At 70.7% G+C, this 11,886-nt stretch carries 12 protein-coding genes; all 12 read right to left on the reverse strand.

Annotated features, from left to right (window positions below):
• Positions 1-20: 20 nt before the first annotated feature.
• On the reverse strand, positions 21-3,761 hold the full coding sequence (locus EBH09_RS11130; protein WP_121746829.1) for a hypothetical protein: 3,741 nt from the start codon (positions 3,759-3,761) through the stop codon (positions 21-23).
• Positions 3,762-4,199: 438 nt separating this feature from the next.
• On the reverse strand, positions 4,200-5,282 hold the full coding sequence (locus EBH09_RS11135; protein WP_121746830.1) for a DUF4192 domain-containing protein: 1,083 nt from the start codon (positions 5,280-5,282) through the stop codon (positions 4,200-4,202).
• Complete coding sequence (locus EBH09_RS11140) at positions 5,279-5,791, reverse strand: hypothetical protein (RefSeq protein ID WP_121746831.1); 513 nt, start codon at positions 5,789-5,791, stop codon at positions 5,279-5,281. Before EBH09_RS11140 ends, EBH09_RS11135 begins: the two co-directional genes overlap by 4 nt.
• Complete coding sequence (locus EBH09_RS11145) at positions 5,788-6,798, reverse strand: N-6 DNA methylase (RefSeq protein WP_193776236.1); 1,011 nt, start codon at positions 6,796-6,798, stop codon at positions 5,788-5,790. The genes EBH09_RS11140 and EBH09_RS11145 overlap by 4 nt, the downstream gene beginning before the upstream one ends.
• Positions 6,799-6,889: 91 nt before the next feature.
• Positions 6,890-7,192 (reverse strand): hypothetical protein, encoded by a 303-nt coding sequence (locus EBH09_RS11150; RefSeq protein ID WP_121746833.1) that lies wholly within the window; start codon positions 7,190-7,192, stop codon positions 6,890-6,892.
• 68 nt (positions 7,193-7,260) lie between these two features.
• A complete protein-coding gene (locus tag EBH09_RS11155) occupies positions 7,261-7,899 on the reverse strand; it encodes a hypothetical protein (RefSeq protein ID WP_121746834.1) in 639 nt (212 codons plus the stop codon).
• A 297-nt stretch (positions 7,900-8,196) separates the two neighbouring features.
• Positions 8,197-8,799, reverse strand: coding sequence for a hypothetical protein (locus EBH09_RS11160; protein WP_238697268.1), 603 nt, complete (start codon positions 8,797-8,799; stop codon positions 8,197-8,199).
• A gap of 23 nt (positions 8,800-8,822) precedes the next feature.
• Positions 8,823-9,308, reverse strand: coding sequence for a hypothetical protein (locus EBH09_RS11165; protein WP_193776237.1), 486 nt, complete (start codon positions 9,306-9,308; stop codon positions 8,823-8,825).
• A gap of 77 nt (positions 9,309-9,385) precedes the next feature.
• Positions 9,386-9,727, reverse strand: coding sequence for an HU family DNA-binding protein (locus tag EBH09_RS11170; RefSeq protein WP_121746836.1), 342 nt, complete (start codon positions 9,725-9,727; stop codon positions 9,386-9,388).
• Between the two features lie 157 nt (positions 9,728-9,884).
• Complete coding sequence (locus tag EBH09_RS11175) at positions 9,885-10,694, reverse strand: hypothetical protein (protein WP_121746837.1); 810 nt, start codon at positions 10,692-10,694, stop codon at positions 9,885-9,887.
• 33 nt (positions 10,695-10,727) lie between these two features.
• Entirely contained in the window at positions 10,728-11,138 is a 411-nt protein-coding gene (locus EBH09_RS11180; protein ID WP_121746838.1) for a hypothetical protein, read from the reverse strand.
• Positions 11,139-11,157: 19 nt separating this feature from the next.
• Positions 11,158-11,883, reverse strand: coding sequence for a hypothetical protein (locus tag EBH09_RS11185; protein WP_153182627.1), 726 nt, complete (start codon positions 11,881-11,883; stop codon positions 11,158-11,160).
• Positions 11,884-11,886: the final 3 nt, after the last annotated feature.

Genomic DNA, 11,886 nt, shown 5'->3' on the forward strand with positions numbered 1-11,886 from the left:
TCACGAAGCGGCACACGCGGTCAGCCGCTCTGCTGCGGAAGGCGGCGGTGAGCGAAGACTATGTCCCTCACGCGTTCTACAGCGGCTGGGGCGATGCGGGCCAGTACGGGCAAGGCGTGGTACCAGCCGTCGCCGGCGAGCGCGCTTGCCGTGAACTGCCGGGCCTCCTGCGCCGTTTCCGTCATGTCGGGCGGGATCTGGGCAATGGCGAGTGTTCGAAACGTGTCGGTGAAGGCTGTGCTGGTGGATGCCGAGACGGCGCGGATGCCTGACGGCGTCCGGGTGAGATAGCCGGCCACGGCCGCGAATGCCTCGGCACGGTCGTAGGGGACGTTGTGTCGGCTTGCGCGATGGCGTGCGGCATCGAGGTTGCCGAGTGCCGCGTGGGCGATGGCGATGGCCCCGGTCGGCAGCCCCCACGGGGCGTTGCCGGTCGACTTCTCCTCCCACGACGTCAGCGTGTTGCGGGCGATGTCGCGTTCTTCCCGGGCATGCAGGAGGAGCACCGTGAGGAGGTCCTCCGTATCCAGCCAGGTTTCGGATTCCTTGAGCTTTAGCGCCACGTGTTCGGCGGCTTGGTGAAGGCGGCCAGCGCAGTTGGCGTCAGCATCGGCGATGGCGGCGAAGAGCTCACCGAGCTCGGCCATACGTCCGCTCCAACCACGCGGTGATGAGTCTGCGGTCAGAAGACGTTCTCGTTGACGGTCGATGAGGTCCACAGCGGTGGCCGGGTCGTAGGACCGCAGCCCGGCCGCGACGGCCACCAGCGCGCGCTGCCTTCTGTCGTGATCCGCCGGGCCGGTCTCCTCGGCGAGGGCCAGGGCACGGTCACGTTCGCCGACGTAGGCCAGGGCCTGAGCAGCGGCGCCCTTTGCGTCGGCCACCTCCCGGCCCGGAGCGCCGTCGAAGAAGGAGAAGTTGTCGGCGCCTTCCAGCGTCCGGGTATGGTCGGCGGCCTCGCACGCCAGTCGTCGAGCATCCTCAGGATGCCCGGCCGGTGAGGCTGTGGCGGCTGCCGCAGCGAGCGCCTGCACTTGCTCGACAGGGTTCCGGAGACTCCGTGCCAACTGCGCGCCGTCACGCTGCCGGCCGATGGCCGAAAGTGCGGCGCACAATGAGATGAGCCAGGTCTCCCGTGGCTGGTTGCGCCGAGTGCCTCGGCCTTGGGGAGATCCGAGTGCTTCCAGCGCCTGGGACAGCAGCCGACTCGCCTCGTCGGGCTCGTTACGCTCCGCGAGTCGGTATGCCTGCTGAGCCAGCGTCTGTGCCGATGGTTCCTCGCCGGGGTCGTCGAGGCCATCGGCGAGCGTGGCCCGGGCCCCGGCGAGCGTGTCCATACCCATCAGCCCGATGTGCCTCTCCTCGGGCACGCAAGCAACGAGACCGTGCGCGCGGTCCACCGAGCCTGTGTCCACCAGGGCCCGTACGACGGCGGTCAGCATGGGGCTGAGGAGCATGGTCAGATCGGATCCGTCGTCGGCCGACAGGCCATCGGGGTCTCCCAGCGCAGCCTCCAGGCGTTGTGCAGCCCGGTCAGCCAGGGTGTTCGCCTGTTGCGGGCGGGCGGTGGCCAGGGCCGAGGCTGCGGAAGCGTCGACGGCGCAGGCGGTGAGACGTGCGGGGAACGCTTGGGTGTACTGGCTGATCCGTTCGTACATCCGGTCGGCTTGTTCGCCTTCGGCGGCCGCGGCGACGGCGGCCCATGCCGACACGGGCGCGCTCGGATCGGCCGGAGAGCCGTCGGCCAGCTCCTCGGCATACCGCTCGGCCTGCCCCAGCAACTCCTGAGCCAAAGCGGGGTCGTGAGACTGGGCTGCGAGGGCGGCCCGGGCCACCACAGTGGCTCCGGCTTCGTCGCCGGCTGCTGCCGACGCCCCGAGCTTGCCAAGCAGTTCGCGTCCCTGTCGCAGCTCGCCGACGGCCATCAGTGCTACGGCGGCCTCCCCGGTGGCCTCCTCCGCCTCCTGCTCATCTCCGCTTGGCGGAGCACTTTCCCGGCGGGCCCGCTCAGCCCATCGTGCGGCCTCCGACGCCGCCTCAACGGCGTGCCGGTCGTCGATTCCGACCAGGACATGGGCCAGCTTCGCCAGCCGAACAGCCTTTTCTGCCGGAAAGGGTGCAACGAGCGCAAGATCCATGGCGCGCCGAGCGTGTCCCAGCCTGGCGAACGCCACCGGGACACCTGCTGGCAGGGCCCTGGCCCGCTCGGCGAGCATGGCCGAGGAGGCCGCCAGCGCCGTCAACGCCACCAAGTCGTCGGGACGATGGCGTCGGACCGTCTGGGCGGTGAGCTCGATGTGGGAGAACGCCGTATCCAGTGAGGCGCGCTCCAACAGGGCACGTTGACGATGCGGGTCGAGGGCGATCTCGGTCAGCCGCTGGATGTCGCCGAGGCTGTACAGCATGCGCGGGTAGTCGTAGAGCAGGTAGGACGGAGTATCGGACGGCCAGTCCCGGGCGCGATAGCCATCCGCCCACTCGTGCAGCTGCCTCTCGAACCCGGTCACGTCGCCCAAGGCGGTCAGGGCCTCCCGACGAAGCTCCTCGTGGCCCAGCGCATGGGCGTGCGAGGCGGTCGGAGACTCGGACACGAGGACCTGGCCGTGGCTGCCGGGGATGAAACTGCGGCCGGTGATCCCCCGCAGGAGCCTGTCCACCCGGTAGGGGCGCACGCCGACAAGATGGGCCAGGTCGGCGGCCGTGAGGCTGCCGCGGGCCGCGACCAGCAAGCCGAGGAGGGGGACTCCGACCTCCTCGTCGTCCAGGAGCCGATGCAGCTCATGCCGGGCGAAGGCGCTGATGCCAGGGGCGTGAGACCAGGGATCAAGCGTGCGGACGATGTGTCGGGCGCGCAGGGGATGGTCAGGGGGAACGTCGTCCGGAACGGGCGGGCTGGGCCGGCCGGTGACCAGCACCCGCATGCCGCCTGGCGGGACCTTCGGCAGCAGGGCGGCGATGCTCAGCCCGTCGGTGGCGGGTCCCTGGTCTTCGTCGAGGCCGTCCACGATCAGCACCAGGCGCCGCCCCCGGCCCTGGCACCCCTCCGCTGCGGCTCGGCAGAGGTCGATGAAGTCCTCGGGCCGGCTTCCCACGGTTCCAACGTCCCGCTGGGCGACCGCCGCCAGTTGCCGCATCACCGTCTGGAGGAATCCCTGCCGGTCGTTGCGGCCCAAGCGATCGGTGACGAAGCAGGACACGATCTCCACGCCGTCCGGCCGGTGCCGGAGAACGAAGTCGGAGACCAGGGCTGATTTGCCCGCCCAAGCAGGCGCCTGCCACCACCCGTACGCGGATGTATGAGGGGAATCCTCTGCGGTACAGAACGCGCTCAGTTCCCGTAGCTCGGCATCCCTGTCCAGCAGCTGCACGGGAAGGACATACTGCTCGATCCAAGCGGCGTGGCTCTCGTCTCCCCGCGATGACGGCTTCGCAGGCGCGAGAGGCGAACGGAGTGGCTGGGCGTCATCCAACAGGGTGCGCCACCAACGCGTGTCACACGGCACATTCGCCCAGGTGCTCCACTGCTGGACCACGGCGATCAGTTGCTCACTGCTGCTCGGATCCGGAGTCTTCGATCTGTTCCAGTCGGGGTTCAGCCACTCCGCCAGGCGCCGGTCGACCTTCGAATCACGGCCGCCGACCGCACGGGCGACAGCACGACGCGAATGCTCCCGCCCTGCCTGACGGCGGGCGGCTTTGGCTTTGGCCTCCAGGGCCCGCAGCGCGTCGTACAGCTCACGAGCCTTGGACGACTCCCCCACCTACTCCGCCCTCCCAGAGTGCCCGCCGCCGCCCGTCTGCCCGCCTCAGGGCACAGCGGGCACGGCAATGACCAGGAGCGTAGAGGCACTTCGCCCGCCCTGCCCGCCCTTTGGGACATCCACCACCCACACGCGGCACGGTCATCCCTGTCCGGCCCCACCGGTCGGCGGACACCGAGGAGAGGAACACATGAACATGACCACGCCCGTAGCCCGCAAGCTGGGCCGTGCCGCGCTCTTCAGTCTGGTCCGTGGCGCATGCTGGGCACTGGGCTCAGCACTCGTGGCGGGCATTGTGTGGTGGATCCAGAACCAGTAGCCGCTCAGGAGGGGCGCCTGGGCCGCGCGATGGCGCCGCGCGGTTCGTTCGTGTGGGTCACGGTTCGCTTCCCTGCAGGGCGGCCCCGGGCGGCGTACCGGCCGGGGCCGCGAGGGCGGTCAGAGGGCGTGGAGCGCGGCTTCGTCGTCGGCTTGGTCCTGGGCGGCCGATGTGCGGAAGACCTCGAGGAAGCGACCTACCGGGACGCCTTGGTTGAGTCCTTGGTGGAGGTGGTGGGCCAGCAGATAATCGTTATCGATGGTCATGGCCTCGCGGAGGGCGAGGCGCGCGGCGCCAGGGTCGTCCTGTCGCCAAGCGACCCAGGCGAAGAGGGTGAGGAGGGCGGGGGCGAGTTCGGTGTAGGGCGGGACGCAGCGGCGGGCCAGGTTGGCCCAGAACTGTCGTTCGTACGGCACGTCCTCTTCCGGTCCCGAGGACAGGGCGCGGTCGCGGGCGCGCCGGTCCTGCAGGCCGAGGATGATGCGTGCGGCGGGCTCGTCGCCGATGGGGGTGCCGTTGCGCAGGTCCTTCAAGGTCCCGTCGATGATGTTGAGGGTGCCTTGCCGCGCGATGAGTCGGCCGCGCGGGGTGCGGCTATTGGGAAGGAAGTCTGCACTGGCCTCATCAAGAGCTTGCCGGTAGCGGGCCGCATTGGTGTAGCTGGGCCGGTACTCGCTGGCGATCTCGCGGCTGGGGCGGCCGGGGGAGCGGCCGAGCGCGCGGAGTTGGGCGGTGATGCTCTCGGGGTGGTTGCCGGCGGGCAATGGTTCGCCCTCGCAGCAGCCGGGCCAGTGGCAGCTGTAGTCCCACCAGTGGTTTCCGACGATGCCGAGGACGAGCTTGACCGGAGCGTCGCGGAAGTTGACGAAGGCATCGATCATCCAGTCGGCCATGTGGCCGAGGAGGTGTGCGGTCGCTTCGGGGCTCTGTCCGGGCTGGGGGTTGCGGTAGAGGCAGACGACGACGTCGAGGATGTCGATTCCGCGGTCTCGGGTGGAGTGGATGAATTCGGGGGCGACGGCTTCTGCGATGAGGCGCCATTGTGTGGGGTCTTCGGGGAGCGGCAGCGCCATGACGGGTCCGGCGAGGCCGACGTTGGTGATGCCGTGCACCACGAGGGCGTTCTCCGGGGTGTAGCCGAGGAGGAACGGCATCAGTTCGAGGAAGTCGCGGGGACTGGCGATGCGCAGCGGCTCGGTCATGTCGTGGGTCCTTCGGTTGTGGTGTCGGCCTTCTGCTCGTCGGTGGTTGTGCTGACGTGCTTGGGCTTGTGGGCGAGTGCTGGAAGCAGGTGGTCGCGGACGAGCGCGCCGAGGTCGTCGGCCAGGTCCTTGCTGTTGCGTGTGGCGAGGACGGCGTGCCAGGTGCGGCCGGGCTGGAGCCGGGCGTCGGTGGCGGCTTGTGCTTCGGCCTGCTCGATGTCGGTGCCGTCGGGGATCGGCGGCAGGTCGGGGCCTGCGGTGATCCAGGTCTGGATGGCGAGCCCGCGGGGCTGGACGCGGAGGCCGATGCGGTGGCCGTCGGGGTGCTGGTAGGCGGCGGTGCGGTCGGGGGTGTCGGTGTGCTCCTTGCTCCACGGTGGGTCGAGGGTGGGGGCGAGCTGGTCGAGAGGCGGCAGGTCGATCTCGTCGCGAGGTCCGGCGAAGGCCGGGCGTCGGCGGCGCGGTGCCGGGGTGGTGCCGGGTCGGTCGAAGGGATCGGGTTCGGTCACGCGGCGTTCTCTTTGCTGGGCATGAGTTCGTCAAGAAGGGCGAGGGCGCGGCGGTGGGCGACGATCGTGGAGGCGGTCTCCATGTACCGGTCGCGCTGCTCGAAGGCTTCTTTGGCTTCGGCGCGGGTCTTGGCGTAGTCGTCGTCCGGGGCGAGGGAGTCGGCGCAGCCGATGAGGCAGCGCGGGCCGAGGTCCCAGATGATCGCGTTGACGGCGGCGCACCCAGCGGACAGCGAATCGACGTCGTTGCCGTACCAGTGGAAGTCGTGGGTGTTGAGGTCGAGATCGCGCAGGCGCTGGGCGACGGAGCGGAACATCGTGCCGGAGCCAACGGCGGGTTCGCGGAAGGACATGCCGGGCTGGGCAAAGTCCTTGTCCACGGTCATGTTGGCGAGCAGGTCGGTGACGCACGCCGGCGTGTGGTACTCGCCGCGCCACTTCTTGTCGCTCTTGTGGCGGAGACCAGTGAGCAGAGGGCTGAGGACGTCGGCCTCGGAGCGGCGCCAGGGGTCGTCGTGGCCGGTGAGGTCCATCAGACCGGTGTTGATGGCAGCGCGGGTGACGGCATGGACGGCGCGGAGCTGCTGCTTGTCGGGGTCGGGGTTCCAGGCCCAGTCGTGCAGGCGTATCGCACGGTTGATCAGGTCGGGGCGCTTGGTCCAGTGGCCGAGGTAGATCTCCTTGAGGAGCTGCGGGAGTTCTTCGGGCTTGAGGTTGAGCACCCAGTCCGCCAGGCCGGGGACGTTGCGGAGCAGCGAGAGCCCGGCAACGGTGCCGAGGGGGACGTCGATGCTGCTGCCGCCGGAGGACTGGTACCAGGCGTCGAGGACGTTCTCCGCGATCTTGCGGGCGTGCTCGTGCGGGTCGCGCGGGGCTGCGTAGCGGCGGGCGGTGACCTTGCCGGTGGGGCGGGTCTTGGACTTGGCCGGGGGCTTCTTCGCCCACGACGGCGCGGGTCGCGCGGCGGTTGCCGGGGCTGCCGCGCGGGGCAAGAAGTCATCGGACATGACGGCGGGTTCCTTTCTGCGGGCGCGCATGAAGCCGCCCCGGTTCGCAGGGCGCGGCCGGGGCGGCGTGTGGATGAGGTGAGGAGCCGGGTCAGCCGGTCTGCTGGAGATCCCGGAGAGTGGCGAAGATGCCGCGGACCTCGACGGCGTAGGCGGCTTCGGGGAAGCCGGCCTGGCGCAGGCCGCTGATGAGGAACATCAGGGCTGCCTCGTCGGGGTCCATGTCACCGATGAGCTGGGCGAAGCTGGTGTCGCGCAGCTCGTCGGGGCGGTGCTCGTAGCCGACGCGGAGGGTCTGCTCGATGTCGGCGAGGGTCGCTGCGGTCTGCTCGTCGGTGAGGCCGAGCAGCGCGGACCAGGCCGCCAGGGTGTCGTCGTCAACGGGGAGTTTCATGGGCTGGTGCCTTTCTGGGAGGCCCGTGCCCGGCCGCGCGGGGCAGGCCGGGCACGGGCGGGGAGGGGTCAGGCGGCCGGGACGGTGGGGAAGGGGTTGTGCCTGTGGTCCGGGTGGCAGGCGGCGTACAGGCCTCCGGGGAGGCGTTCGGTGATGACGCCCCATCCGGCCCAGCGCATGACGGCGAGGTAGCCGAGGTCTCCGCCTGCGAAGCCGGTACGGCCCTTGGCGCCGGGGTCGGGGGCGATGAACACCCAGCCGGGCAGGTCGCCGGTGTCGTCGGGTAGGACCTGGAAGCCGGGGCGGAGTTCATGGACGCCGTCGGTGTGGATGGGCGGCAGTCCGGCGGCGGTCAGGATGCGTACGGCGGCCTGGACGTGCGGGTGGCCGTGGCATTCGGGCAGGGTGCCGACTCCGGTGTGGAGGGGCCGCTCGTACGGGAGGCGGCCGACGGCGGCCTTGTAGATGTCCATGAGGAGTTGGGCGTCGTCGCGGCGGCCGGCGTGGCGCATGGCGAGGTTCGCGACGATGGCGATGGAGTGCCGGTCCTGGGTGAACAGGCGGCGGAACTGGTCGAGGGTCATGCCGGTGGTCACCTGCACGTGGGCGAAGGTGCGTGAGGCGAAGCGGACGGCGTGGGCGACGTGTTCGGGGTCGAGCCCTATTTCGTGGGCGAGTTGCTGGACTCCGGGCGAGTAGTCGGTCATTGGGTCTCCAAGAGGCGCTTGCGCGTATGGGTGCGCCCCCGGCGGTGGGCCGGGGGCGCGGGGTGCTGCTGGGGTTCGGGGATGGTTAGCGGCGTCCGCCGCATCCGGCGTGGCCGCAGCCGCCGCAGAAGCCGCCGCTGTTGCACTCGCAGCCGCATCCGTGGTTCTGGGTTTCCATTCCAATTCCCCTTCCCATTCGGGCGTTTCCCGAATTCCCTACTTATATCTTAATGGCAAATACCCCAGAAGCAAGATACACCCAACTGAATGCGCATTTAATTTCCGCAATTCAATTCCCTAATTCGCGGCTGCTGGAATGAGGTCGGGCCAGCGGACGGCCTCCAGCGCGCGGCGGTGCGAGTCGGGCACGGGCACGGTCGGGTAGCCGAGCCAGTCGAGTCCCATCGCGGCGAGGATCGTGGCGTCCGCCTGGTCGTAGCGGCCCGGCCCCTCACACGGGACGCCGTACCGCTCGACAGCCACCGAGCGCACCATGCCCTTCGCGATGCGGGCCCGGTCCTTGCGCGGGAAGTCCTGGGCCGGGTTCGCCCGGCCGGTCGCGTAGATCGTGCGCCCGTGCGGGGTTACGACGGCATACGGGATGCGGTGGCGCCACAGGTACTGGGTGACCAGCCACCACAGCCCGGCCAGCTCGTGGTGCCCGGCCTGCCCACCCTGGGCATACGCGGCGCCCTCGACGACCACCAGGTCCGCGCCATCCTTCACGCTCAGCGCGACAGCCGCGACCAGCCAGTCCAGCCGCTCGTGGCTGCGGCGGCGGCCGGGCCGGTAGGCGCGCGCCCAGTCCGTGCCTGCGATGCCGGTCGAGGTCAGCGACAGGTCGAGACCGACAACACGCGGCTGCCACTCCCCTTTCTCCTGGACACTCGGCAGGGTCACCGGGGCGCTTTGAAGTTCGGCGGTCACCGATCACCCTCGCCGGTTGCCGCGCGATGGTCGGTGATAAGCCGGTTCGCCTCAGCCATGGCCGCGGTCTTGGCGCGGGCCGTCCACTCGCCGTCATAACTGCCGGGCGGCCCCCACAGATACCAGCCGGTGTCGTAGTAGCCGTCCTTCGGATTCCTGCGACGGTAGCTCAGTTCCCACCAGCCATCGCGCCAGCGCCACAGGCGCTTCGCGTCCGGGTCGGGCACCCAGCCGGCACGCTCGGCCAGGGCCTGGAAACGCGCCACGTCGGTGCGCAGCATCGCCGCTTCGGCGGCGGCGTCCAGGTCGCGCGGAGCGGTGCACTCGTCACCGCCCGCCTGATGCCCGGGCACGGAGGGGCGAAGGCCGAGCTGCCGCACGGCCTCGTCCCTCTGGCGCGCGACGCGCCGTAGCAGACGGGCCGCGCCAACCAGACCCCGCTCCTCCAGCCACTTCGCCGTGGCGTCGATCTCGACGCCCACGGGACAGTCGTTCATCTCGAACTCCTTCGGCGGGGCCGTCCCAGCGCGCTCCGGGACGGCCCCTGGTGTGCAGCGGGTTACGGGCGGGCGACCTTGGGGGACTTGGGGTCCTTCTGGATGCAGTTGCCGGACTCGGGCATGGCCCGGCGGCCCGCCACGAGGTCCTTGAACCGGGCGCCGGGGCGGAACTTCACGACCCGGCGCTCGGCCACCTCCACCGGCTCACCGGTCTGCGGGTTGCGAGCGGTACGGGCCGGGCGCACCTCGGGGGTTAGGCTGCCGAAGCCGGTGACGGAGACGACTTCACCGGCGGTGACGGCGCGGACTATCGCGTCGAGCGCGGCCTCCACGGCGTCGGCCGCCTGAGCGCGGTTGCCGGTCGTCTTCGCCACGGCCTGGATGAGCTGGGCCTTGTTCACAGGGGTTTCCTTTCGATTCGACTGGGCCGCAGGAGTCGAGGGACGGGCGCGCCACGCGGCGGGCCACGGGTTCAGTCCGTAGCCGGGGTCCGCGATCTGGCCGCACACCGGAGCACGGGAGCACACAACATGATTCATGAATGTCACCTATCTCGACTCAGTCGGGCAGGCGGACGAGGAATTTGCCGACCGCGAGCACCTGGGAGATGGGCAGGGTGATGGCCGCGTAGTCGGCCGAGATCAACCACGGCTCCTCGCCGGAGCGGGGCCGGGCGGGCACGAGCCACTCCGTAGCCGTCCAGTCCGCGTAGCGCGCCCCGACCTCGAGGAACTGCCCGGCGAAGAGGAACAGGCGGGTGCGCAGCGACGAGGACCATCCCTCGCCCGGCACCGGGCCGTCCCAGCCGTGCGGGGTCTGGAGGCCGAGGAAGTCGGGTCCGGCGGTCACCAGAGTGCCCACCGGCCCAAGGGAGCGGAACTCGATCGCCTCGCCGTAGCCGCCGGCGTTCAGCCACCGGGACAGGTCGTCGGCGCTGAGCTGTACGGGGCGCCCCTGCGCCAGCGGGTGGTCGCGAGCGTCGAGCACCAGGCGCAGCAGGGCGCGCCACGGCAGGCGGCCGACGTGGGGTGCGGCGGGGACGGTGAGCTGAGCGAGGCCCTCGGTGAAGCGAAGCAGCTGGTGGCCCCGGCTGGTGACGTGCTCGACGGTGACGGCGTCGGACGACTCCAGCCAGCCGCGCAGCGCGGTGGCGTCGTCGTAGCCGACGGGGGCCGTCCACACGTCACCCGCGACGGGAGTGCGGGCGACGGCGAGCGTCCGGTCGCTGCACGCGACGACATGGAGGTGGCGGGGGGTGCAGTCGAGGACTAGGGCGTCGAGGTCGTTGGCGTCCTCGTCTGCCTGAAAGCGGTGCGGGGCGGCCTGGTCGAGGATGGCCGCCAGGTCGCGGGCCTTGATGGTGAACATGGTGTGTCTCCACAGGAGTTGTAGGGGTGGTGATCAGGAGCCGGAGGCGCGCTTGCGGGCCCGGCGAGCCTGCTGGGCGAGCCGTCCGGCCTCCAGGCACAGGGAGCAAGCGCGCTCCCCGCGCCGGTTGTGGGCACGGGCACCGGCTTCGGTGCCGTGGGTGATCGGGCGTCGGCCGCGCTCGCGCAGTTCGGCGGGCTGAGCGCCCTCGCAGGTCGCGAGGACCTGCCCGTTGTGCCAGAGCCGCCCGCCGCACACGCCGTCGAACAGGCTCGTGCTCGGCAGGACCAGGTCGATGCACTGCGACCGGAACGGGCAGCCTTGGCAGGCCGCGAGGAGGCAGAGGACCAGCGGCTCCGTCAGGGCTTCGGCCACCGTCTCCTCGGACGTGAAGCGGGCGTCCCCGGCGCAGGGGGCCTGGGCGACCCACCCGTTGCCGCTCATCTGCTCCTCCTCCCGTGGGCTAGGCGGTCGGCGGCAGCGGCATCAGGCGGACCTGATCGCTGACGCTGGAGCCATGGGGATGGGCGAAGCCGCGCGGTACCGGCATCAGGTGACGGTCGGCCAGCGGCGGGAGGAGAAAGACCTGTGCCACGAGGCGCGTGAGGGCGTCGTCGCACGCGTTGCTGAGCCGGGGCCGGACTACAGGGGCGGGCGCGTCGCCGTCCGCCTGCTCCTCGATGACCCCGACGACACGACCCCCGCCTGCGCGGCCGTCCACGACGACCGCCGTCGCCGCAGGGTGGTGCCCGCGTATCAGCTCGGCTACACGGGCCGCGCGGTCGACCGGGGGCAGCTCCAGAAGCCAACTGCCGTCCATGCCCGTGTTGCGATGCACGAGCGCCCAGGCCGGTGAAGTCGGGGGCAGGAGCGCGTACTCGGCGTCCAGGGTGATGTCCGAGTCAATCTCGTTGAGCGGATGCCCGGCCTGGGTGCCGTCCCACAGCCAGGGGCACGCTCCCAGCGGGCTCGGCTGCTCGCCGAGCACGCCGTAGACGGAGACGGCGCGGTCTTCGTCGCCGCGGTCGAAGGCCACGTAAGCGGCCTCGGGGCAGCGGGCACGGATCTTGGCCGCGAGGTGATCGATGATGGCCAGGCAGTGGGCTTGCTCGGCTCGGCGGAGCGCGAGCGACAGCTCCTCGCGCTGCTGAGCCAGGATGACCACCTGGTCATGTGCTGCCGGTGTCATGGC

Origin of the sequence: Streptomyces sp. E2N166 (assembly GCF_003671715.1) — a bacterium.
In the GTDB taxonomy this organism is placed as follows: Bacteria; Actinomycetota; Actinomycetes; order Streptomycetales; family Streptomycetaceae; genus Streptomyces; species Streptomyces thinghirensis.

Bases quoted from the DNA above. Each gene is read 5' to 3' on its own strand.
- EBH09_RS11175 (WP_121746837.1), bottom strand. From the start codon at position 10,694: ATGTTCACCATCAAGGCCCGCGACCTGGCGGCCATCCTCGACCAGGCC.
- EBH09_RS11145 (WP_193776236.1), bottom strand. From the start codon at position 6,798: ATGTCCGATGACTTCTTGCCCCGCGCGGCAGCCCCGGCAACCGCCGCG.
- EBH09_RS11180 (WP_121746838.1), bottom strand. From the start codon at position 11,138: ATGAGCGGCAACGGGTGGGTCGCCCAGGCCCCCTGCGCCGGGGACGCC.
- EBH09_RS11155 (WP_121746834.1), bottom strand. From the start codon at position 7,899: ATGACCGACTACTCGCCCGGAGTCCAGCAACTCGCCCACGAAATAGGG.
- EBH09_RS11185 (WP_153182627.1), bottom strand. From the start codon at position 11,883: ATGACACCGGCAGCACATGACCAGGTGGTCATCCTGGCTCAGCAGCGC.
- EBH09_RS11135 (WP_121746830.1), bottom strand. From the start codon at position 5,282: ATGACCGAGCCGCTGCGCATCGCCAGTCCCCGCGACTTCCTCGAACTG.
- EBH09_RS11150 (WP_121746833.1), bottom strand. From the start codon at position 7,192: ATGAAACTCCCCGTTGACGACGACACCCTGGCGGCCTGGTCCGCGCTG.